Genomic DNA, 21,845 nt, shown 5'->3' with positions numbered 1-21,845 from the left:
CTAAAGTGATACTAAAAAAAGGAGTGTCTTCATGAAAAAAATTACGTGGTCCGGCTACATTGTCCTTGCCGTTCTATTGATCCTCTTCATCTCAAGTTCGATGCCATATCAGGCACAATCCATCAAACCAGGATTATCACGATACATCCCGTTAGGATTCGTCGATCATCTGCGTTTTATTTCCTTCTCGTATCATGGAGAAGTCAGTGTCGATGCACTTGGACGAAGTGGCTTCATTGAGTTTTTCATCCGAAAAGCAGCTCATGTCTCGACGTTTCTCGCATTAGGGATCGGATTGATCGATTTGACACGTCGTCGCCTGACGCTAGGACTGGCCGTCTTGTTTGCCTATTCGTTAGCGATTATGGTCGCTGTCTTTGATGAGTTCCATCAGATTTTGACAGGGGACCGGACGGGACTCATCCAAGATGTCTTACTCGATGGGACCGGTGCCTTGATCGGAATCGGATGTTTTCTACTCGTCTATAGGAAAAAAGTACGACGCCAAGCAGGAAGTGTTTCCTTGCAGCACGAAAAGAACAGGCATCACTTTTAACGAAGGAGACTGCCTTATGAAGACTTCCCATTTGTTGATGACGAGCGTCGGTCGCCGGACGAAGCTGGTCGAGTATTTCGTTCGTGAGATGCCAAACGGTCAAGTTAGTACGGCGGATTGTAGCCCACTCGCACCGGGGCTCTATATGACAGAACGTCATCATCTCGTACCACGGACCGATGCACCGGATTATATCGATCATTTACTTGAACTGTGTCAGCGTGAACAGGTGACAGCGTTGTTGTCATTGATTGATCCTGAACTGGAGTTGCTGGCAGCGGCGGCGGAACGCTTTGAAGCAATCGGTGTCACCGTACTAGTCTCACCGATGGACGCGTGTCATCTCTGTTTCGACAAATATGCGATGTATACGTACTGTGTTGCGGAAGGTATTGCACATGCGCGGACATACGTGACGCTCGAAGCGTTCAGGAGCGCACTGACGCAAGGGGAAGTCCAGTTTCCAGTCTTCGTAAAACCACGTAATGGGAGCGCGAGTCTCCATGTCCAGTCGGTCTCTTCACTTGAGGTCGTTGAAGGATTGTTTGCCGTCCATCCGAATCTATTGATTCAAGAATACTTAAGAGGACAAGAGCTTGGTGTTGATGTTTATGTCGACTGGCTAACGCATGAAGTGACCGATATTTTCATCAAGGAGAAACTTGTCATGCGTGCTGGAGAAACCGATAAGAGTCGCTCCGTCAAACGCGACGACGTCTTTGAATTAGTCGAGCATGTCTTAGCGGGAACGGGTCTCGTCGGTCCGCTTGATTTTGATCTCTTCGATGTTGACGGAACGCTCTATTTATCAGAAATCAATCCGCGATTTGGTGGTGGGTATCCACATGCTTATGAATGCGGCGTCAATTTTCCGAAAGCAATCCGAAACAATTTACAGGGGCAACGTAATCCTCGACGCATCGGTGCATATGTGGAAGACATCTATTTATTGAAGCACGATACAGTAACGCTCTTACCGGCGTCGCTGCTCGAGCAAATCAAAAAAGCATAGGCGTACGAAAAAGGAGTGATTCGGTGTGATACCGGGTCACTCCTTTTCGATAGAAGGGGATGATCAGGAAAGAGAGACGCGTGCACGCTTGAGGCATTGCACGGCAGAGGTCCAGCTACCAAAGAGGGCATTGATCGTTGAGGTGCTCGGAACCGAGCGACCTTCTGCCCATTTTCGGTAATGAATGATGCTGAGAGAAGGTAATTCTTCTTGCGCCTGCCGTAGTGCTTCAAGGACATCCTCTTCGACCCATTTCCGGCGAGGCGGTGCAATGTCGAGGCAAGCGAGGGCATCAGCCCATGAACCGTATTTACGGGCAATCGTCGCGACTGTCGGATGTCCGTTTTCCTGTGCCCAAATTGCATACGTCTGCGTCGTCAGACGGGGGAGGACATCAGAAGCTTCGAGTAAGGCTGTGATGATCCGTTCTTCCGTCATCGAGATGGAACGTGTCATCTCGATGTGCGCTTCTTCGAGTGCGCGTGACCATGATCCGAAACGTAAGTTGATCAGTGTCAAGGATGGTCCATGTTTCGCCTTTGCCCATTCCCGGTAGCTGTTGCTATGGAAAGGGTGGAGACGTGTTGACGCTTCCTTGATGAAAGCAAGGATCTCTTCGTCAGAGAAATAAGGACGGATCGATGAGAGACCAGCAGCTTGGAGTGCTTCACGCCAAGAGCCGAATACATTGATAATCGTCGTGATCGACGGAATGTCTTTTCCGATCGACCAGCGCGCATACGTCTTTGCGTCGAGAGCGGGATATTCGATACTAGCTTCGATTAGGCTATCGATGACTTGTTGTTCTGTCCATTTCTTCATGATGTCATACCCCTTTCGTGTAGGTGCTCTAGGTGTGGGTACTGTCGTGAGGTGGAAGTCGACGAAGCGACGTATAAGCAAGAAGGCTGAGCCAAATGAAATAAAAACCACTCGGTCGGACGAGAATGCTTTCCGTGAATTGGAGCAACCCGAGCCATCCAGTAAGCAACAGGGCAAGGAAAGCAAGGTCCGTCGTTTGAATGCGAAAGAGTCGATACAACAGATACAGAAAGACTGCGCCGTACAGGAGACAACCGATGAGTCCGAATTCATAGAGATAGGTGATCGGTGTACTGTGAAACGTATAGAGAACCTGTTCGTTTAGTTGTTCCTGCAGTCCGCGTGGTGCACTCCCGATGCCGTGTCCGAACCAGAGTGCGTCAGCGGAAGCCCGCCATCCTGCCTGCCAGAGCGTAAATCGTCCATTGAGACTGAGCAAACGAGGAAGCAGTCCTTCAAACGCAAAGACGATGAGAAGAATCAGACTTCCCGTCACGTAACAGGCCGTTACTTGCAACCGTCGTCTCGTTCCCGGAACCATTCGAATACTCGTCAAAAGAGCAAGAAGGAGAAAAGAATAGATTCCTGTCTGCGAACCGCTTCTGAGTAAAGCGATAATGATCAGAGATAGGAAGACGGCGTGCAGAAAGCTTTGCCGACGGGGGAACTGTTTGAGCAGATAGAACCAGGCGAACAGCCCTCCCGGAACGAGCCAGGCCGCAAACGTATTCGGATTGTTCATCAGACCAGCAAGGCGAAGGAATGAGCCTTGTTCGCCGACGTACAACTGAGGAAACGACAAAGGACCGATCTGAAGCCATTGCAGGTTTTCGATCGGAACATACTCTGAACCAAATGAGACGATGAGTGCATAGGAAGCGAGAAAGACGGCTTGTCCGTAAAGGAAGTAATAGAGAAGACGATGCCATTGGTCGATCGATGTACGCGAGAGCGAAGTGACGATGCCAACGAAAAGCCAAGTCGAGATGAGATAAAGCGAAGCAAGAATACGATCCGTATTCGCGTTAAAAAAGAAAAATACGATATGAAATGTCAGATAAATCAGAAAAATAAGTGCGATTTGATGTCCTGTTGCACGGTTGACGCGATAGAACGGTTGTAAGATGACCCAACAGAGACTGAATAGAAGAATGTATACGGGAAGCAACCAAAGGGACCACTGTTTCGGCAACACTTCGTCCGTGAAGGCTAAAGGACGAATCCAGGCATCGAGCATGATCCAAACGACTAGGATGGATAAGGTAAACGATGTGGGTATATTGGCTGATTTTAACATGATTTCTAAAGTCTATCCACCCTTCATATAGGACTTATTACCGATTTGAACACTTTTTAATCATCAAATTGGTATTTACCCTTATCTTTCAAAATATCATGCAGATAAATGAAAAAACATTAAGAAAAACGTGATCATTTTTTCGTGAATCGCGTTTTTTTCGTGACATGAATTCATGCTGTGAACTAGCGTCACGCAAGCGAGATAGCTACCGAAAAAAATATAATCATTTCCACCAAGCTCTAATTGTTTTGGGAGTCGATTGGAAATAAGGTGTAGACATAACCAATGTCCATCCATTCGGTCAAGCCAGAAAGAGGTGAACAACAGTGAGCTCGATGCATCAAAGAAAAACCTTCGGAGATCATTTGAAGACACTCCGACGCGGCTGGTGGCTACTCGCACTCTTCATGATTCTCTTTGCGGGAGCCGGATATGCGCTTAGCACGTATGTCATCCCGAAGACATACGAGGCGACGGCCTACATCCTCGTCGTTCCTCAAGCGAACGCAGAAGCGACATCGACGCCGACACTCGTCAGTACCTATCAAGATATCCTACGAAGCCCAGAGGTCGTCGATCAGGTCGCCCAAAAGATGGACGTCACCGACAAGCGGTTATTCGATTTGACGGATCGTCTGACGGTCTCGAGCAATCTCGATTCGCAAGTCATCGCCTTATCCGTCACGGATCGTTCGGCGGAGCAGGCAGCTATCCAGGCAAATACGATGACGGAAGTCTTCCAGGATTATCTCCCACAACTGATCAACACGAGTAAGACGGAAGTGTTCTCGAGCGCACGGATTCCAACGAAACCCGTGTCACCGAACATTCTGATGAATACAGGCATCGGTGGCGTCCTTGGTCTAATGCTCGGACTCCTGATCGTCTATTCTCGCTCGTTAAGCAAAAAGGAAGCGACACGCGAATCCACTGATAGTTATCCGAAAGCGATTCCCCGCAGTCATTCATGAGAGAGGAGAGGAGACACCGTCATGCAGCATTCCCCGCTCACCCCGTACCGTCGGCAGTTGAAGATCGGACTCCTTCGCCTGATCGACGCCGGAATCATCGCACTCGCGACCGTAGTGACGTTTTATTTCTTCAATCCACTCCATCTCACCGTCAACTTCGAGTTGCAGGATGCACTCGAAATCGCCCTCATCCAGTGGGTTGCCCTTACGTTCGTCGCTCATTGGATGCGCTTCTATCAAATCATCTGGCGTTACGCAAGTCTACGTGATCTCGCTGTTTTACTCGTCGTCGTCCTCGCCAGCAGCTTCGTCTTACTTGGTCTTGAATACGCGTTGTTCGACTTCGCTGTCGAACGGGCGATTTTCTTGCAAACAGGGCTTGTCCTAAACGGGATCTTATTCGTCCGGCTGTTGATTCGTGGACGTAGTTTAAGACTCGTCCCAGATCATAAGACGCTCGGTAAACGAACGCTGATCATCGGTGCCGGTGCTTCCGGTCAGATGATTACAAAAGAACTGAAGCAAAAGAAATCGCATATCTTAAATGTCGTAGGACTCCTCGACGATTCGCTCGAACTACGCGGAATGCGGATTCACGGTGTTCCCGTCATCGGAGCAATCGATCAACTCGAATGCATCATCGAGGAACAAAAAATCGAAGCGGTCGTCCTGGCGATTCCATCCTTACCTTACCCGCAACGAATTGAACTGCTGAACCGAATCAAACAGACGCAGGTCGAGGCGCATACGTTACCGATGCTCGTCGAACTGGCGTCCGGAAAAGTCTCCATCAAACAGATCCGTGAAGTCTCGATCGCTGACCTACTCGGTCGCGAACCCGTCGAGCTCGATATTACAGAAATCGAGCGAAGTGTCCACGGTGCGACCGTTCTCGTCACCGGTGCCGGTGGTTCGATTGGTTCCGAGATTTGCCGGCAACTGATTCGTTTCCGTCCTGAACGACTCGTTCTCCTCGGACACGGTGAAAACAGCATCTACTTGATTCGCCGGGAGCTCGAGTGTCTTAGTCGGGACATCCAGTTCGAATCCGTCATCGCTGATGTACAAGACAGTGACCGGATGCTTGAAGTCATGCGGCGTTTCGAACCGGATCTCGTCTATCATGCAGCAGCCCATAAACACGTGCCGCTGATGGAGGATAATCCAAGCGAAGCGGTCAAGAACAACATCTACGGAACACGCAACGTCGCTCGAGCAGCAGAAGCAGCTGGTGTCAAACGATTCGTCATGATCTCGACCGATAAGGCCGTCAATCCGACGAGTGTGATGGGCGCGACGAAACGGATCGCCGAGATGATCATCCAACAGATGGCCCGTAACAGCGAGACGACGTTCGCCGTCGTTCGGTTCGGGAACGTCCTCGGTAGCCGCGGTTCCGTCATTCCACTCTTTAAAGAACAAATTGCCAAAGGCGGACCGATTACGATCACGGATCCGCGGATGACGCGCTACTTCATGACAATCCCGGAAGCGAGTCGTCTCGTCATCCAAGCAAGTGTTCTCGCAAAAGGTGGCGAAGTCTTCGTCCTCGACATGGGCGAACCAGTTCACATCACGACACTGGCGAAGAACTTGATTCACTTAAGTGGCTTCACGGAAGAGCAGATCCCGATCGTCTACAGCGGGATTCGAAAAGGTGAAAAACTGTATGAGGAACTACTCGCTCGAGATGAGGTCCATGACGAACTCGTCTTCGACAAAATTCTCGTCGGTAAGACACGTCCCTTCGGATCCGTCGACCCGTACTTGCGTGAGATTGCCCAAACGCTTGGACAGGATGAGGCACTTCGCCAGTACTTGTTAGGGATCACGAACGAGACCGATATCGATCCAGTCGCGACAACGATGCGGATCGCTCGCAAATAGAGAGGAGGGAAAACGATGAAAACAGCCCGGCTGTCCCGCTTCAATCTCATCTTCATTGCCGATACCGCCTATTCACTGCATCAATGGATGATTTTGACGCTCCTGATCAAATGGAGCACACCGCTCAACATCGGTTATTTCAACTACGCCCTTGCCATCACCGCACCGATCGTCATGTTCTGTTGGCTCAATGCCAGTACGATCCTGACGGCAGAACGGGCTGGGCTGACGAACTTCTGGCTCTTCATCAAAACGCGTTTTTCGCTCCTCTCAGCAGGCGTGTTTGTCTTACTCGGTATCTATTACTTCTTTGGTGAAGCGGACATCTTACTCCTGACGTTACTCGTTTATCTCAATAAATACATGGAGTCGTTCGCAGACCTCGCATATGGTTTCTTGCAAGGACACACCGCTTTCAAGGAAGTCGCTGTCTCAAAGATTTTCCGTAGTCTCTTGAACGTCTCGGGCGCAGCACTCGTCCTCTTTACGACCCATTCGATTCACGGTTTCGTGCTCGCCTTAATTGCTGGGAACTTGATCATGCTCCTCGTATACGACTTGCCGACAATTCGCCGGGTCGGTCGTGGTTTTGACAACCAAGCGCTTGACTTACGGTACCGGTCAGGCAAGGAATTGTTCCTCAAAGCAATGCCACTCGGATTCGTCGCTCTCCTGATCGCCTTGAACGCAAACATCCCGCGATTGTTCGTCGGGCACGCAATCGGAACAGAAGAGCTCGGGTACTACGCCAGTATCGCCTATCTACTCGTACTCGGAAGTCTATTCATACACTCCTTGATCGCTGTCTTACTACCGAACTTCTCGTCTGAGACCGGTGAGCGTCAAAGTTTGCCAGAACTGCGGAAGTTGACGCGATCGATGTTAGTCATGACGAACGTCGTCGGAATCCTGTTGATTATCGGAGCGATCTTCTTTGGGAAGTGGGGCTTGACGATTTTCTACAATGCTTCGTTCGTTCAGTACCATCTGATTTTCGTCTTGATGATGGTTGCCTCACTCTTTTTCTACAATTCGACCGTCATTCAGGCACTCCTGACCGGTTTCCAACAGTTTCGGATCCAGACGATCTCGATCTTCGGCAGTGTCGTCGTCAATCTCGTCGCGTGTAGCTTGTTGATTCCGCTGTACGGGCTGTACGGAGCGACGATCGCTTACACACTCTGCGCCGTCACTCAGATCGTCCTACTGTTACCAGCACTGTATCGGTCCTTATATCCACGGGACGTCGCCCTCGTCGTCGAACAAAGCAGCTAAGGAGGGAAGAAGATGCGACCAATCCTACTACTCATCGTGCTCGAAGCGCTCGTTTGTCAATTCGCCCGGTCGCTCTTCCCGGACACCTACGTGACCGCCTTGCTGCTCATCAACTCGGTGTTGTTTCTTTATTATCTGCTCCGTCAGGCAGAGACGACGCCACTCTTTCTTATCTTCATCACCGCTTTCTTCGTCCGACTGGTCCTGATGTTCATCGATCTCGAATTCTTTCGCTTACCACCACACAGTGGTGACGATACCGAAGCCTTTCATCTCGAAGGTGTCCAAATCTTCACCGATCCGTCGACCTTCAATGATGTCGTCCGCGGCACCTATTCTAAGTTTCTCGGAATCTTCTACCTGATGTTTGGTCCAGAACGGATACTCGCTCAGTTCTTAAACGTCATCCTCGGCGTCGTCGCCGTCGTCATCCTCGCGAAGACACTGCAACGGTTACGCTTACCGGAACGCTACGTGTTCGGAGCGACATTGATCTTCGCGTTCTTCCCGCAAGGATTGTTGCTCTCGCCAATTCTCTTACGCGACCAAATCGTCGCCCTTGGTATCGTCTACACGCTCTACTACATGGTGCGCTGGACGGAAGAGAAGTCCGGCTGGTCTATGATTCTCGCGTATCTCGGCTACTTCGTCAGTACGATGTTCCACTCCGGTCTTGCTGTTGGCATCATCGTCTTACTCGTCTACTTCTCGTTTTACAGTCACGAGTCACGACGAATGAATTTTGAACCGACGAAGGTGCAGCGACTGATCTTTCAAGTACTGGTCGTCGGCTTCATCGTCTATAGCTTCCAAGACGTCTTGTTCGCGAAGTTCACCCACGTCTCAGAAAACGGCCAGTTGTTCAGCGGAATGAGTTACGACCGTGGCGGCTCCGCTTATCTGAACGGATTGACGGTGACGGGTCCAGCTGACATGATTCTCTACTCACCGATCCGGACGATTTACTTCCTGTTCTCACCGTTCCCGTGGCAATGGTCGAGCGTCATGAACATTCTAATCTTCTTCCTTGATGCCATCTTCTACTTCATCGCCTGTTTTGCGATCGTCCGGTCCTTTAAACTGATCCGTCAGCATCCGTTCGGCAGCGTCCTCTTCTTCTTTTTCCTTCTCTTTGCTCTCAACGCCGTCATCTTCGGTCTAGGAACCGGCAATGTCGGAACGGCCATTCGACACCGGTATAAGTTGTTCCCGATGTTACTCATCGTCTACACATCCGTTCACTACATGCGCTTACAAGCGCGCCACTACTTCGAGGAGGTCGAACACCGTGCTGAATAAAACGATCTTAATTACAGGTATCGCAGGCTTCATTGGATTTCACGCCGCACGTCGTTTCATCCGGGAGGGTTACCGAGTCATCGGACTCGATGAAGTGAACGACTATTACGACCCGACGTTAAAAGAAGCCCGGCTCGCTGAACTCGGAACGAACTACACGTTTTACCGGGTCTCACTCGAAGAGACGGCAGCCGTCGCGCGGATCTTTGAACAGGAATCAATCGATCTCGTTCTCCATCTGGCAGCACAAGCAGGCGTACGATACAGCATCGATCGACCGGACGTCTACATGACGTCAAATATCGTCGGTTTTCTCTCGATTCTTGAAGCCTGTAGGCATCATCCAGTTGAACAATTGATCTACGCTTCCTCAAGTTCCGTCTACGGATCGAATACGAAGATGCCGTTCGCGACGACGGATGCCGTCGATCATCCGCTAAGTCTTTACGCCGCCTCAAAAAAAGCGAATGAACTGATGGCACACACCTACAGCAGCCTTTACGGGATTAAGACGACAGGCCTTCGCTTCTTCAGCGTCTACGGTCCGTGGGGACGCCCGGATATGGCATTGTTCAAGTTCACAGAGGCGATTGCGAAGGGCGAACCGATTGATCTCTACAACTACGGCGAGATGGGGCGAGACTTCACTTACGTCGACGACATCATCGAAAGCATCTATCGCCTGTTCCAGACTGAACCGCAAGTCGACGAAGCGTTCGATGCTTCAAATCCGTTGCCGGATCGCAGCAATGTTCCGTACCGTGTCTACAACATCGGCAGTCACAGCCCAATTCGACTGAACGAATTTGTCGCCTTGATTGAACGGCGTCTCGGGAAGACGGCAATTAAAAATGGGATGCCGCTTCAACCAGGTGACGTTCCAGAAAGCTTTGCTGACGTCACTTCCTTGTTCGAGACGATCGGCTACCGACCACAGACGACGGTCGAAGCGGGAGTTAATGCATTCATCGACTGGTATGAGAGTCACTACTTGCTGAAGGAGGAAATCCAAGATGGCGCTTAAAGAGGAATTCTACTACCGCTCTCCGATCTTCATCCAAAACTGGCTGACATCGTTATACGGTCGCAAGTTGATGCAAGAACGTTACGGTTCCTTTTATGAGCAAAAGATGAAGGAACTCCGGATGAAGGACCGGACGCAGGACTATAAAGCAGAACAACTCGATCGCCTGAATGCCTTTCTCGCTTTCGTCGTGACGCATACACCGTACTATACACATCTCTTTCACGAACACGAGATCCAATTACCGTTGACGTCACTCGACCAGTTGAAGACGATTCCGATCCTTGAAAAAGAGACGCTCCGCCAAAACAACGATGCGTTCATGTCCCGCGTCGATGCACCGGTCCGGGGACGAACAGGAGGAACGAGCGGGAAGTCACTCCAAGTGGCATTCATGCGCGAGGATGTTCAAGAACGGATGGCACACCTCGACTACTTCAAGGAACGCCATGGTTTTCACGCTGGGATGCGTCGGGCGAGCTTCACCGGTCGGACGCTAACAGCTGTCGATCAAAAGAAACCAATCTTCTGGCGGATGAATCGACCGCTCAATCAATTACTCGTCTCAATCTTTCATATGAAGGAGGAAAATTTCCCAGCCTACATCGAGGAGCTAAATCGATTCCAGCCGCGAGCACTCGATGGTACACCGACAGCGATGGTCGAAATCGCCCGTTATATGCTGAAGCATCACATTCAGCTGGATATTCCGCTGATTGCCATCTTCCCGACGTCTGAGACGGTAACAGAAGAGATGCGCTCCGTACTCGAAGAAGCCTTCCGCGCACCGGTCTTCGATCAATACGGTTCTTCAGAAGGTGCTCCAATCATCTCGGAATGTAGTCATCGAAAACTACATCTCCACCATGAAACAGGCATCATCGAACCGTATGGAGAGGACGGAGAAGTCGTCGTCACGTGTTTTACGACACGTGGGACACCGCTGATTCGATACCGGATCGGTGACCGAATGACGCTGAGTGACGAGACCTGCAGCTGTGGCTTAAACGGACCGGTCATCGCTTCGATTGATGGACGGGGAACGAGTTATATCGTCAGCGAAAAGCGGGGCAAGGTGTTTGAAGGGGATATCACGACGATTGCCCGTGAACTTCCGAATTCGGTCTTACGACTCCAAGTTGAGCAGCACACGCTCGATTACGTGACACTTCGTTATATTCCAGATACGAAACGTTTCCATCCGAAACACGAACAGATCCTCTTAAACGAGATGCGCAAGCTACTCGGCTCCGAGATGAAGATCGTTCTCGAGCCAGTCGAACAAGTCAAACAAGAACCGAACGGAAAAACGTTGATCGTCAAACAGTCGATGAAATAGGAGGAACCCACCATGAACAAGGCAGTCAAACACATCGTAGATACGACAGCAGCCCATACCGGTGCACTTCCCGTTGCCAACCGTTCGATTGCCGTCGTCGGACTCGGATACGTCGGACTTCCTGTCGCCGTCGCCTTTGGCGAAAAAACAGACGTCGTCGGCTTTGATATCAAGGAACAACGCGTTCAAGAACTACAAGAAGGGATCGACGCGACGCTCGAACTCAGTCCGTTCACGTTGAAGAACGTAACCGTCGACTACGTCTCTGATCCAGCGGCGCTACAAGCGAGCGACTTCATCATCATCGCCGTTCCGACACCGATCAATGCGCAGAATCAACCGGATTTAACGCCGCTCCTACGCGCTTCTCATCTCGTCGGTCGCCAACTCAATAAAGGCGACATCGTCGTCTACGAGTCGACGGTTTACCCAGGAGCGACAGAAGAAGATTGTATTCCGGTTCTTGAAGAAGCATCCGGATTACGTGCTGGCGTCGACTTCTTCGTCGGTTACTCACCGGAACGGATCAACCCGGGCGATCACGAGCATACGTTCAAGACGATCAAAAAAATCGTCTCTGCCCAGGATGAACAGACGCTCGACATCGTCGCTGAAGTCTACGAAGCGGTCGTTGAAGCTGGTGTTCACCGGGCCTCGTCGATCAAGGTCGCGGAAGCTGCGAAAATCATCGAAAACACACAACGTGATCTCAACATCGCCTTGATGAACGAATTAGCGATCATCTTCGACCGGATGGACATCGATACGCTTGAAGTCCTCGAAGCAGCCGGCACGAAATGGAACTTCCTCCCGTTTCGACCAGGTCTCGTCGGTGGGCATTGTATCGGTGTCGATCCATTCTATCTGACGATGAAAGCCGAGTCCCTCGGTTATCATCCGGAAGTCATCCTCGCTGGTCGCCGAATCAACGATACGATGGGACGTTTCATCGCAACGGCACTCGTCAAGAACTTGATTAAACAAAATATGCCGGTCCTCGGCGCGCGCGTTACGATTCTCGGCTTATCGTTCAAGGAAAACGTCAGCGACATCCGTAACTCGAAAGTCGCGAATCTCGTCCGCGAAATCGAAGAGTTCGGGATCGACGTCCAAGTGACGGATCGACTCGTCGAAAAGAGTGAAGCAAAACGCGAGTACGGGATCGACTTGCTCGAGATGAGCGAACTCAAACCAGCCGACGTCGTCATCTTTGCTGTCTCACACGAAGAATACGTCGAGGGTGGCTGGAATCTTGCGCAACACTTATTAAAAGTCGGACGCGGCATTGTCGTCGACATCAAAGGGATGTTACCACGAGCAGAACAGCCAGAGGGGGTTCACGTATGGCGCCTCTAAAAATTCTTCAAGTCTGTGCTCTTGATACGACGGCAGAGACGATGTTGCAGCCGCTCTTACTCGCTTTACAAAATGCCGGACACGACGTCGGCATTGCCTGTGCTGATACGGGAGCCTCCGTCAAACTCGCAGCCAAAGGCTTTCGGATGCACGACATTCCGATTGAGCGCCGGATTGACTGGACGAGTAACTGGCGGACGATCCGTGAAATCACACGAATCTTGAAGGAGGACGGCTACGACGCCGTCCATGTCCACACACCGGTCGCCGCCGCCCTCGGTCGGGTCGCCGCGAAGCGGGCCGGAACGAAGCACATCGTCTATACAGCACACGGTTTTTACTTCCACGAGAAGATGGGGCGAATGACGTATCAGCTGACGTACTCCGTCGAGAAGTGGCTGGCACGTTTTGCAACCGATTATTTGCTCCTCCAGAGTGAAGAAGATTATCAGCTCGCTCAGCGCAAACGCTTCAAAGCGAATACTCGCCTGATGCACCTTGGAAATGGGATCGACTTAACGCGTTTCTATCCACGCCCGCGTGAAGCAGGCGCACCGTTCACCTTTTTATTCATTGGTCGGATCGTCGAAGAGAAGGGGATTCTCGAACTCCTTGATGCGTTCGAGGATGTCGTCTATCGTCACCCGGAAGCCCGCCTCGTCATTGCCGGTGAGATGATGGCAAGCGAGCGGGATCAGACGACGAAACACTTATTCTTACGACGGATTCGCGAGATTCCAAACGTCGACTATCTTGGATTCGTCGAAGATGTGCCGACCTTGTTCCAGCAAGTCGATGCCTTCGTCTTACCGTCGCATCGCGAAGGGGTACCACGTTCGATCATCGAAGCGATGGCGAGTGCAAAACCGGTCATCGCAACAAACATCCGGGGCTGCCGCGAAGAAGTCGTCGAGGGGAAAACGGGGTATCTCGTTGAAGTCCACGACGTCAAAAAACTTGCCAAACGGATGAACACACTCGTCGAACACCCGGACCGTTCCAACGAGATGGGACGGAACGGATTTGACCGTGCCATGAAACATTTCAACGAAGCCGACGTCATCAAACGACAACTTGATCTCTTTTCAGCTATGTAAAAGGAGGACGTCATCATGAAACGCATATTCGACTTCACGGTTAGTCTCATCGCCATCCTCATCCTAGTTCCTGTTTATGCCGTCGTCGCTTTAGTCATCTATACGAAACTCGGACGACCGATCTTCTTCAATCAGGTCCGCCCTGGCTATAAGGGGGAGCTGTTCAAAATCTATAAGTTCCGCACGATGACGAACGAAATGGATGCTGAAGGACAACTCCTACCGGACGCGGACCGGATTCCAGCATCGCTCGAGTGGATCCGTCGCTTGAGTCTCGATGAGATCCCGCAGTTCGTCAACATCCTCCGTGGACAGATGAGTTTCGTCGGACCACGTCCTTTACTCGTCAGCTACTTGAACCACTATACGAAAGAGCAGATGACGCGTCACGACGTCTTACCTGGTCTGACGGGCTGGGCGCAAATTCACGGACGGAACGCAACGACGTGGCAACAACGCCTCGAGCAAGATCAATGGTACGCAGCACACCATACGTTCCGACTCGATCTCTATATCTTGTTCAAGACGTTCAAGATGGTTATCTCGTCAGAAGGGAACTCGACGGCTCACCAGACTGGCATGGGTGAGTTCAAGGGTCTCGACGGAGGTGTTCCCCATGATGTCGCTAAGCGATGAACGGTTGATTCGGGATCCCCGCGAATGGGACGCACTCGTTACGACCTATCAACTTGATTGTTATTACGAATATGCTTACTTCGAACTCGCAAAAGAGCACGATGAGATTCCTGAACTCTTTTATTATCCGACGGAGTTCGGGACGTTGATCTATCCGTACTTGCGGCGACGGATTCCAGGGACACTCTTTGAAGACATTACGACACCATATGGATACGGTGGCCCTTACTTCACGGGCATCTGGTCGCTCGATCAAATTCGCGAAGCGCGTGAGCGATTCGAACGGTACTGCAACGAAACAGGGATCGTTACCGAGACGGTTCGCTTTCATCCACTTTTGCACAATCAAGAACTCGGGCAATATTGGTGTCATCATACGAATATCTTGCAACCGACTGTGACACTCGAACTGACCGATCCGTTTGAGACGATCGAAGGCGGATTTTCACAGATGACACGACGCAACATCCGGAAGGCACGTCGCGAAGGCGTTACGATTCGCCTTGGACGTCCGGAAGAATACCAGGACTTCGCGCGTCTCTATCAGATGACGATGGACAAACATCATGCCGATGCACGGTATTACTTCGACCAGAACTACTTCGACCACTTCGCAGAAGGACGGATCAACAACGTCCTCTTGCTTGCCGAACAAGACGGGCATATCATCGCTGGATGCATCGTACTAACGGGTCGACAATTCGCGCACTACCATCTCGGTGCCTCGGATCCTGCCTACTTGGCTCTTCGGCCGAATCATCTGTTATTCGCAGAGATGATCCGCTGGGCGAAACAAGCTGGTTTTCAAGTCCTTCACCTCGGTGGAGGAACGACACGGTCCGACGAGGATAGCTTACTCGCTTATAAACGCTCTTTTGGCGAAGCGAATCTGACGTTCTTCGGTCTCGGTACATCGATTCTTGATGCGACGATCTACGAACGGCTCGCGCGACAATTCGAACGACAACATCCAGAAGTCGAGACAGGTCAATGGTTTCCGCTCTACCGAACGCCAATCCGTCAGCTGTCACCTCGAAGGGAGGAAACATCATGAAACACATCCCGCTCTCCATCCCGCACTTAAGTGGTCAGGAAGCACGTTACGTTACGGAAGCACTCGAGACGAACTGGGTTGCACCACTCGGACCGAACGTCGATGCCTTCGAACGCGATATGCAGACGTATACAGGAGCTGGCGCCACACTTGCGACGAGCAGTGGCACGGCGGCGATCCACTTAGCACTCGCAACACTTGGTGTCACTGCCGGAGATGATGTCTTCTGTCAGTCCTTGACGTTCATCGCTTCGACGAATCCGATCCGCTACGTCGGAGCGCAACCGGTGTTGATCGATTCGGAAGAAGAGACGTGGAACATGTCACCCGCTGCACTTCGTCGGGCGTTATTGCAGGCAGCAACGCGAGGAAAACTTCCAAAAGCGGTCATCGTCGTTCATCTGTACGGCGTCGCAGCGCAAATCGAGGAGATCGCGGCTCTCTGTGAAGAGTACGATGTTCCGTTGATTGAAGACGCAGCAGAATCGCTTGGGACACGCGTCAACGGGCGGATGACCGGAACGTTCGGGACGTGCGGGATCTATTCCTTCAATGGCAATAAAATCATCACGACCTCAGGTGGCGGGATGCTTGTCGCAAATGATCCCGCTTTGATCGAACGCGCCTTTTATCTTGGAACACAGGCACGCCAACCGGTCTTACATTATGAGCATACGGAAGTTGGCTACAATTACCGGATGAGTAATGTCGCTGCTGGTATCGGACGGGGACAGCTGGAGGTGCTCGATCAACGTGTCGAGGCACGGCGGAACATCTTTGATCGCTACGACCGTGCCTTTGCACCGGTCGGCGTCACGTCGCAAGTCGAACAGTCTGGGACATTCGCCAATCGTTGGCTCAGTGCCTTCCTCTTACCGGGTGGTCAAGCGCAACGTGATGCGATGATTCAGACGCTGCAACAAGCGAATGCGGAATCCCGTCCGGTTTGGAAACCGATGCACTTACAGCCCGTTTACCGAGACGTACCATTCGTCACAGCAGAAGGGATGGATGTCAGCCGTCGCTTGTTTGAAGACGGTATCTGCCTTCCGTCTGCTTCACAAATGACATTCACCGAACAAGCCGTCGTCATCCGAAACGTTCGTCAAGCCTTGCAGACGACCGTACGCCGGAACGTCCAGTCATGAATATATGGGAAGGGGACATCGTCATGCGCGATATGGAGGAAGCGATCCACGCACTCCGTCTCGCTGCGAACGGGAAGAATGAATTGACGGCCAATACCTATTTCCGCTGGCAACTGAATACTACGCATCCAAGCGTCGCGGAAATCTTGATGCTATTTGGATCGTGGCAAATCGCCTTGGAACGAGCTGGCATCGGGCATGCCCGCTTGACGTTCACGAAATCGGAAATCATTGACGCTTTGCGTCAGGCACGAGAGGAACTCGATCCTTTCACGAGCGCGACGTACCGCGAATGGGCTCAGCAGAAGCAAGCACCTAGCCTGACGGATATCGTCCATCAATTCAACTCGTGGCAGCAAGCATTGTCAGAAGCAGATATCTTGAAGGAACGCGTACAAGAAATGGAACAACGAATCATCGAGTCATTACTTGAAGCGCAAGGTGCCTTGCCGGTCTTGACGAGCCAGACCTACACGAAGTGGGCGGCTGGTCAAAATCGTCCGACCGTCGCAACGATTGCTCGCCGGTACGGCTCTTGGTCAAACGCCCTTGAAATCATCGGCATCGAATTCCCGCGGAAACGCTGGCGAGAAGAAGAGGTACTCGACGTACTTGCTGCAGCCGCGCAAGAAACGGAACATCTGACGATCGCAAGTTACCAACGGTTCAGCATCGGTCGTGATGCACCAAGCATCGGTGTCATCACCGCCTTGTTCGGTAGCTGGCGCAATGCCTTGCTTGTACTTGAAGCGCAGAGACCGTCCTGATTTAGAACGAAGAAAAGGAGAATGGATGATGAAGAAGTGGAAATGGATCGTGTTGACACTAACGGGGATATGCCTGCTCCTTCTCTTCGGTTCAGGCGGATATGTGTATCATAAAGCGAGTCAGACGATGAAAGAAGTTCAAGTGCAAGTGCCCGTCAAGGCGAGCGTCGAGACAGAGAAGGCCGTCGAACAGAAAAAAGGACTTTCGTTTCTCTTACTCGGCGTCGACCAACGGAAAAATGAGACAGGACGCAGTGATACGATCATCGTCGTGACGGTTGACCCAAAGACGAATAAAAGTCAGATGATCAGCATTCCGCGTGATTTGAAGACAGCGATCATCGGCAATGGATCGAACGATAAAATCAACCATGCGTATGCCTTTGGTGGTCCACAGATGGCACTCGATACGGTCAGCCACCTGCTTGATATTCGGATCGACTACTTTGCGGAAATCAATCTAGACGGCTTTACGGATCTTGTCAATGCCGTCGATGGCGTCACCGTCGAGAACGATATCAATTTCTCATATTACGAGATGCAGTTCCCAAAAGGAGAACTGTCGCTGAACGGGAAGGAAGCACTTGCCTATGCGCGGATGCGCTATGATGATCCACGCGGAGATTTCGGACGACAAATTCGTCAACGGCAAGTCGTTCAGGCGGTCGCTGATAAGATGACAGAAGACTTCTCGATTCGTCGTTTCAACGCGGTCCTTGAAGCACTTGGGAAAAACGTCAAGACGAACGTACCGTTCTCTGTTGCGCGGACCGTTGCGACGGACTACCGGGATGCTTTACGAAACGTCGAGACGTTGTCGCTTGACGGAGAAGGGGGCATCGAGTCGGACGGCATCTATTACTGGCATCCGACAGATAAGTCGTTGAAAGAAGTTCAAGTTCAACTGCAGGAAGCATTGGAATGATTGAAATAGAGAAAGAAATGACGTTAGGTCTGATGTATAACGAAACGAACGCTACTACCATCCGCGCTTTCCTCAGGCGGGAAATCAGCCGCGGCATCTCGCACTTTATGCGATTTGCCGGGTCTGATCCATCCCTGAAGAAAGTGCCGATAGCACTTTCTTTTCCTGTAGGAGTCGCGGATGAATTGTAGCGTTCTACATTCATTGAACGAAAGAGGTCCGTTTCCCAGTATATATTCGGGAAAGGACCTCTTTTCATGTTAGTGATTTGACGCCATGTATCCATTACGACGAACGGATCGTCCGAAGCATCGAGAATTTCATCATCGTATAAAGGAAATAGACAGCAGTCAGAATGGCAGCACCGCTCCATAACCATTGGTATGCCGAACTAAAGTAGCCGAACCGAAGACCGATCAGTGCTGGGACGATTAATGTCAACCAGCTTAAGACGAGGGCAACGCGGGCCGTGATCGCGTCGATCGGGCGATTCATTCCCATTCCAAGGAAGAACAGGCTCCAAAGCAGCGCCCAGAACAACCACGTCACGCCACCGATGATGTCATTCGTCGTGAAGCTGACGAACGCATAAAACAATGCGGCGATCGCAACAAACAAAGAGAACCAACCGACTCCGCTTCCATCGAGATTAAACAAGAACGTGATTCCGACATAGACGTACGTAAAAGCAAACAGATAAATGCTCGCATATCCGAACGTCAGCGCCGGATCGCCTGCTGCACCGATGACGAGATACGTCGCGATGAACGTCTGCAGTAGACCCGTGATGAGACTGAAGACACCAGCGCTACGGAGATCGACTTTTCCGAACAAGGTCAAACTATTTAAAAAGAGCGCGACGCCCCCAAATAATAAACTGACATTTCCCACGTAAAACCTCTCCTTCATTAAGACGTCAGACGTCTGATTCTAAAGTTAACTCTAAGATGAATTCGTTTTCAGCGCAAGCATAATTTTAAAGGAGAAACGAAAAACAACCTGACTCCCGAAATGGGGAATCAGGTTGCTGATTGAAAAATCATTGGTTCAGGACGGAGCGGAGTGTCGTCTCAGTTTGAGACAACGTTCCTTTCAGTGTGACGAGACCGTATCGTGTCGAACCTTTTTTGATGAAGAAGACACGTGTGTAGCCAGATTCTGGTGTGTAACCAGTCTTGCTCGCATAAACACGTGTATCACCCGGGAGTGATGTGTTCGTATGGTACCACGTCAATGTCCGTGCATAGGGACCTTTGACGGTCGTCTGATACGACTTGCGTCCACTGACTGTCATGAGGTAGCTATACTTCGCGTATGTATTCGCGAGTTTTTGCATATCAGCGGCCGTCGTGTAATGACTTGAATGATAGAAGCCGTGTGGGTTCATGAAATGGCTCGCACTCATCCCGATCGAACGGGCGCGGTTGTTCATGTACGAGACGAACTTCGATTCAGAACCTGCTGTGCGAACGGCGATCGCTTTTGCTGCATCGTTACCAGAACGGATGAGCATCCCGTTCAACAGTTGGCGCATCGTGACTTTATCCCCGGCACGGAAACCGGCAACGCTGCTACCTGCAGGAACGGATAACATCGAAGACGTCAGCGTGAACGTTTGATCGAGCGTACCTTTACGTGCTGCTTCGTCATACGCGACGATGCCCGTCAACAGTTTTGTCGTACTCGCTGGGTAACGGCGGACGAAGCTTTCTTTCGTCAATTGATAACTTGACGATCCAAGCTTGAAATACCGCATCGACGCAACAGGATAACTACCGCTTGATGGTTTTGGACTGCTCGTCGTCACTTTTCGGGCGACTTGACTAGAGACGTAATAATAATTGACTTTCCCTTTGACCTTATACCAACCGTTCGAGTACGAGACTGCATTAAACTTCGAGTTGTATGATGCGAGTCGCTTGATGTTCTTTGACGATGCCGTGCTTGGTGATGTCCGGACGTTCGCTCCAGCTTTCGAGTAGACAACGATTTTGTACGTCTTCACTGAACTACTCGATACTTTTTGAGCGACTTGGTTCGATAGATAACGATATGTACCTCCGTCCTTGATCTTGTACCAGCCATTCGTATACGAGACGGCTGTGAATTTTGCTTTGTACGCAGCACGTCTTACAATTGTTGTAGACGAGGCAGTACTCGGCTTCGAGCGGACGTTCGCTCCAATCGTCGAAGTGACGACGACTTGATAGCTGGCTGCCTGAGCCGGAATGGCAGGAAGACATAAAGCGAACAATAATAAGAGCGTAAGACTAGTACGGAGCAAGCGCTTCATAAAAACTCATTCCCTCCTTGTTCAAATATGGTTTTATCATAAAACAAAAAAAGGAAATTCACTTCTTTTCAAAAAAAGGAATTCTAATCCTTTAAAGGGTCGTTTCTCATCTTTTCGTGTCAATTGACGTATCATAGGGAATGTAAGCAACAGAAAAGAAGGAGGAGTTCAGATGAAATTAGCAGTCATTGGTTTAGGGGATATTGCTCAAAAAGCATACTTACCTGTCTATGCCGAACGATCCGATATCGAAGTCTATTTGATTTCGCGAGACGAGGAAAAAGCGAAGCGGTTGCAAGCGGCCTATCGCTTTGCAGGAACATACGCGACGTTTGAAGACGCTGTACAAGCGGGGATCGATGCGGTCATGATCCATTCAGCAACAATCGTCCATGCCGAGCAAGCACGCCAAGCGCTCGAAGCAGGAATTGCCGTTTACGTGGATAAACCTGTCTCGATGGAAATCGAGGAGATTCGTGAACTGACACGTCTATCGGAAGAGAAACAGTTACCGTTCATCACGGGATTCAACCGTCGCTTCGCATCAGCGCATCAACGATTGCTTGAGGTGAACGATCCGAATCTCGTCCTCATGCAAAAGAACCGAACATCGTTCATCGAAGATGCAAAGCCGTTCTTATTCGATGACTTCATTCATGTCGCGGATACCCTTCGTTTCTTGACGAGATGCGGTGAGATTGAAGACTTGCACGTCAAGAGTAAACAGGACGAAAGCGGTCTACATCACGTGACGATCCAATTCGTCTCAAACGGGATCACGGCAATCGGTGTCATGAACCGCAATAACGGTGTCACGGAGGAACGGGTCGAAGTGATGGGACCAGAAGAAAAGCGAATCGCAACTGACGTGACGACGCTTGATCAAATGACGAAACAAGGAACGCTCCGGTATCCGCTTGATAACTGGGAAGCAACCTTAAAGCGTCGTGGATTCGTCGATATGCTGGAGGCATTCCTTCGGACAGTCAAAGGGGAACCATCTGAATCGGTCGTAGCGTCAGATAGCCTCGCGACTCATGAACTGTGTCAACAAGTGTATGAGCAGGTTCAAGCTTCACGATGA

At 50.8% G+C, this 21,845-nt stretch carries 21 protein-coding genes; 17 read left to right on the top strand and 4 right to left on the bottom strand.

The genetic code is table 11. The annotated features are described in order from the left end of the window. Window positions 1-31: 31 nt before the first annotated feature. A complete protein-coding gene (locus K6T22_RS14170) occupies window positions 32-556 on the top strand; it encodes a VanZ family protein (RefSeq protein ID WP_238237897.1) in 525 nt (174 codons plus the stop codon). Window positions 557-572: 16 nt separating this feature from the next. Continuing rightward, window positions 573-1,568, top strand: a complete 996-nt coding sequence (locus tag K6T22_RS14165) for an ATP-grasp domain-containing protein (RefSeq protein WP_238237896.1) — start codon at window positions 573-575, stop codon at window positions 1,566-1,568. A 63-nt stretch (window positions 1,569-1,631) separates the two neighbouring features. On the opposite strand, the gene K6T22_RS14160 is transcribed toward K6T22_RS14165, so the two are convergent. Then, a complete protein-coding gene (locus K6T22_RS14160) occupies window positions 1,632-2,390 on the bottom strand; it encodes a homing endonuclease associated repeat-containing protein (protein WP_238237894.1) in 759 nt (252 codons plus the stop codon). A 28-nt stretch (window positions 2,391-2,418) separates the two neighbouring features. Beyond that, window positions 2,419-3,687: an O-antigen ligase family protein gene (locus tag K6T22_RS14155; RefSeq protein ID WP_238237892.1), complete on the bottom strand. Its 1,269-nt coding sequence runs from the start codon at window positions 3,685-3,687 to the stop codon at window positions 2,419-2,421. Window positions 3,688-4,025: 338 nt separating this feature from the next. Here K6T22_RS14155 and K6T22_RS14150 point away from each other — a divergent pair, with 338 nt between their 5' ends. From K6T22_RS14150 to K6T22_RS14085, 14 genes are read left to right on the top strand one after another with little or no spacing between them, the layout of a single operon-like run. Continuing rightward, window positions 4,026-4,661: a YveK family protein gene (locus tag K6T22_RS14150; RefSeq protein WP_238237891.1), complete on the top strand. Its 636-nt coding sequence runs from the start codon at window positions 4,026-4,028 to the stop codon at window positions 4,659-4,661. 21 nt (window positions 4,662-4,682) lie between these two features. Continuing rightward, window positions 4,683-6,548, top strand: a complete 1,866-nt coding sequence (locus tag K6T22_RS14145; protein ID WP_238237889.1) for a polysaccharide biosynthesis protein — start codon at window positions 4,683-4,685, stop codon at window positions 6,546-6,548. Window positions 6,549-6,563: 15 nt separating this feature from the next. Next, on the top strand, window positions 6,564-7,823 hold the full coding sequence (locus K6T22_RS14140; protein WP_238237888.1) for an oligosaccharide flippase family protein: 1,260 nt from the start codon (window positions 6,564-6,566) through the stop codon (window positions 7,821-7,823). Window positions 7,824-7,835: 12 nt separating this feature from the next. Beyond that, a complete protein-coding gene (locus K6T22_RS14135; RefSeq protein WP_238237887.1) occupies window positions 7,836-9,122 on the top strand; it encodes a hypothetical protein in 1,287 nt (428 codons plus the stop codon). Further along, a complete protein-coding gene (locus tag K6T22_RS14130) occupies window positions 9,112-10,146 on the top strand; it encodes an NAD-dependent epimerase (RefSeq protein WP_238237886.1) in 1,035 nt (344 codons plus the stop codon). The genes K6T22_RS14135 and K6T22_RS14130 overlap by 11 nt, the downstream gene beginning before the upstream one ends. Then, a complete protein-coding gene (locus K6T22_RS14125) occupies window positions 10,136-11,485 on the top strand; it encodes a phenylacetate--CoA ligase family protein (RefSeq protein WP_238237885.1) in 1,350 nt (449 codons plus the stop codon). The genes K6T22_RS14130 and K6T22_RS14125 overlap by 11 nt, the downstream gene beginning before the upstream one ends. A 12-nt stretch (window positions 11,486-11,497) precedes the next feature. Next, window positions 11,498-12,841, top strand: a complete 1,344-nt coding sequence (locus tag K6T22_RS14120) for a nucleotide sugar dehydrogenase (protein WP_238237884.1) — start codon at window positions 11,498-11,500, stop codon at window positions 12,839-12,841. Continuing rightward, window positions 12,829-13,938 carry a glycosyltransferase family 4 protein gene (locus K6T22_RS14115; protein ID WP_238237883.1) on the top strand — a complete coding sequence of 370 codons (1,110 nt, stop codon included), beginning with the start codon at window positions 12,829-12,831 and terminating at the stop codon, window positions 13,936-13,938. The genes K6T22_RS14120 and K6T22_RS14115 overlap by 13 nt, the downstream gene beginning before the upstream one ends. A gap of 15 nt (window positions 13,939-13,953) precedes the next feature. Continuing rightward, entirely contained in the window at window positions 13,954-14,574 is a 621-nt protein-coding gene (locus K6T22_RS14110) for a sugar transferase (protein ID WP_238237882.1), read from the top strand. After that, window positions 14,555-15,628, top strand: a complete 1,074-nt coding sequence (locus K6T22_RS14105) for a lipid II:glycine glycyltransferase FemX (RefSeq protein WP_238237881.1) — start codon at window positions 14,555-14,557, stop codon at window positions 15,626-15,628. Before K6T22_RS14110 ends, K6T22_RS14105 begins: the two co-directional genes overlap by 20 nt. Continuing rightward, window positions 15,625-16,776 (top strand): aminotransferase class I/II-fold pyridoxal phosphate-dependent enzyme, encoded by a 1,152-nt coding sequence (locus K6T22_RS14100; protein WP_283205689.1) that lies wholly within the window; start codon window positions 15,625-15,627, stop codon window positions 16,774-16,776. Before K6T22_RS14105 ends, K6T22_RS14100 begins: the two co-directional genes overlap by 4 nt. Window positions 16,777-16,799: 23 nt before the next feature. Next, the gene (locus K6T22_RS14095) at window positions 16,800-17,543 is read left to right on the top strand and encodes a hypothetical protein (protein WP_238237880.1); all 744 of its coding nucleotides are present in this window, start codon (window positions 16,800-16,802) and stop codon (window positions 17,541-17,543) included. A 28-nt stretch (window positions 17,544-17,571) separates the two neighbouring features. Then, on the top strand, window positions 17,572-18,468 hold the full coding sequence (locus tag K6T22_RS14090) for an LCP family glycopolymer transferase (RefSeq protein ID WP_238237878.1): 897 nt from the start codon (window positions 17,572-17,574) through the stop codon (window positions 18,466-18,468). After that, window positions 18,465-18,659, top strand: a complete 195-nt coding sequence (locus K6T22_RS14085) for a hypothetical protein (RefSeq protein WP_238237877.1) — start codon at window positions 18,465-18,467, stop codon at window positions 18,657-18,659. Before K6T22_RS14090 ends, K6T22_RS14085 begins: the two co-directional genes overlap by 4 nt. A 94-nt stretch (window positions 18,660-18,753) precedes the next feature. Here K6T22_RS14085 and K6T22_RS14080 read toward each other — a convergent pair whose 3' ends face one another. Both K6T22_RS14080 and K6T22_RS14075 read right to left on the bottom strand, forming a co-directional pair. Continuing rightward, the gene (locus K6T22_RS14080; protein WP_238237875.1) at window positions 18,754-19,359 is read right to left on the bottom strand and encodes an AmiS/UreI family transporter; all 606 of its coding nucleotides are present in this window, start codon (window positions 19,357-19,359) and stop codon (window positions 18,754-18,756) included. Between the two features lie 148 nt (window positions 19,360-19,507). Continuing rightward, the gene (locus tag K6T22_RS14075; protein WP_238237874.1) at window positions 19,508-20,761 is read right to left on the bottom strand and encodes an SH3 domain-containing protein; all 1,254 of its coding nucleotides are present in this window, start codon (window positions 20,759-20,761) and stop codon (window positions 19,508-19,510) included. Between the two features lie 172 nt (window positions 20,762-20,933). Here K6T22_RS14075 and K6T22_RS14070 point away from each other — a divergent pair, with 172 nt between their 5' ends. Beyond that, complete coding sequence (locus K6T22_RS14070) at window positions 20,934-21,845, top strand: Gfo/Idh/MocA family protein (RefSeq protein ID WP_238237872.1); 912 nt, start codon at window positions 20,934-20,936, stop codon at window positions 21,843-21,845.

The sequence above is a fragment of the Exiguobacterium acetylicum genome (assembly GCF_022170825.1).
Lineage (GTDB): Bacteria > Bacillota > Bacilli > Exiguobacteriales > Exiguobacteriaceae > Exiguobacterium_A > Exiguobacterium_A acetylicum_B.
This window is presented reverse-complemented; position numbering and strand designations above follow the sequence as displayed.

Excerpts from the sequence above, each read along its gene's own strand:
- K6T22_RS14170 (WP_238237897.1), top strand. The coding sequence starts at position 32 with ATGAAAAAAATTACGTGGTCCGGCTACATTGTCCTTGCCGTTCTATTG.
- K6T22_RS14165 (WP_238237896.1), top strand. The coding sequence starts at position 573 with ATGAAGACTTCCCATTTGTTGATGACGAGCGTCGGTCGCCGGACGAAG.
- K6T22_RS14160 (WP_238237894.1), bottom strand. The coding sequence starts at position 2,390 with ATGAAGAAATGGACAGAACAACAAGTCATCGATAGCCTAATCGAAGCT.
- K6T22_RS14155 (WP_238237892.1), bottom strand. The coding sequence starts at position 3,687 with ATGTTAAAATCAGCCAATATACCCACATCGTTTACCTTATCCATCCTA.
- K6T22_RS14150 (WP_238237891.1), top strand. The coding sequence starts at position 4,026 with ATGCATCAAAGAAAAACCTTCGGAGATCATTTGAAGACACTCCGACGC.
- K6T22_RS14145 (WP_238237889.1), top strand. The coding sequence starts at position 4,683 with ATGCAGCATTCCCCGCTCACCCCGTACCGTCGGCAGTTGAAGATCGGA.
- K6T22_RS14140 (WP_238237888.1), top strand. The coding sequence starts at position 6,564 with ATGAAAACAGCCCGGCTGTCCCGCTTCAATCTCATCTTCATTGCCGAT.
- K6T22_RS14135 (WP_238237887.1), top strand. The coding sequence starts at position 7,836 with ATGCGACCAATCCTACTACTCATCGTGCTCGAAGCGCTCGTTTGTCAA.
- K6T22_RS14125 (WP_238237885.1), top strand. The coding sequence starts at position 10,136 with ATGGCGCTTAAAGAGGAATTCTACTACCGCTCTCCGATCTTCATCCAA.
- K6T22_RS14120 (WP_238237884.1), top strand. The coding sequence starts at position 11,498 with ATGAACAAGGCAGTCAAACACATCGTAGATACGACAGCAGCCCATACC.
- K6T22_RS14115 (WP_238237883.1), top strand. The coding sequence starts at position 12,829 with ATGGCGCCTCTAAAAATTCTTCAAGTCTGTGCTCTTGATACGACGGCA.
- K6T22_RS14110 (WP_238237882.1), top strand. The coding sequence starts at position 13,954 with ATGAAACGCATATTCGACTTCACGGTTAGTCTCATCGCCATCCTCATC.
- K6T22_RS14105 (WP_238237881.1), top strand. The coding sequence starts at position 14,555 with ATGATGTCGCTAAGCGATGAACGGTTGATTCGGGATCCCCGCGAATGG.
- K6T22_RS14100 (WP_283205689.1), top strand. The coding sequence starts at position 15,625 with ATGAAACACATCCCGCTCTCCATCCCGCACTTAAGTGGTCAGGAAGCA.
- K6T22_RS14095 (WP_238237880.1), top strand. The coding sequence starts at position 16,800 with ATGCGCGATATGGAGGAAGCGATCCACGCACTCCGTCTCGCTGCGAAC.
- K6T22_RS14090 (WP_238237878.1), top strand. The coding sequence starts at position 17,572 with ATGAAGAAGTGGAAATGGATCGTGTTGACACTAACGGGGATATGCCTG.
- K6T22_RS14085 (WP_238237877.1), top strand. The coding sequence starts at position 18,465 with ATGATTGAAATAGAGAAAGAAATGACGTTAGGTCTGATGTATAACGAA.
- K6T22_RS14075 (WP_238237874.1), bottom strand. The coding sequence starts at position 20,761 with ATGAAGCGCTTGCTCCGTACTAGTCTTACGCTCTTATTATTGTTCGCT.
- K6T22_RS14070 (WP_238237872.1), top strand. The coding sequence starts at position 20,934 with ATGAAATTAGCAGTCATTGGTTTAGGGGATATTGCTCAAAAAGCATAC.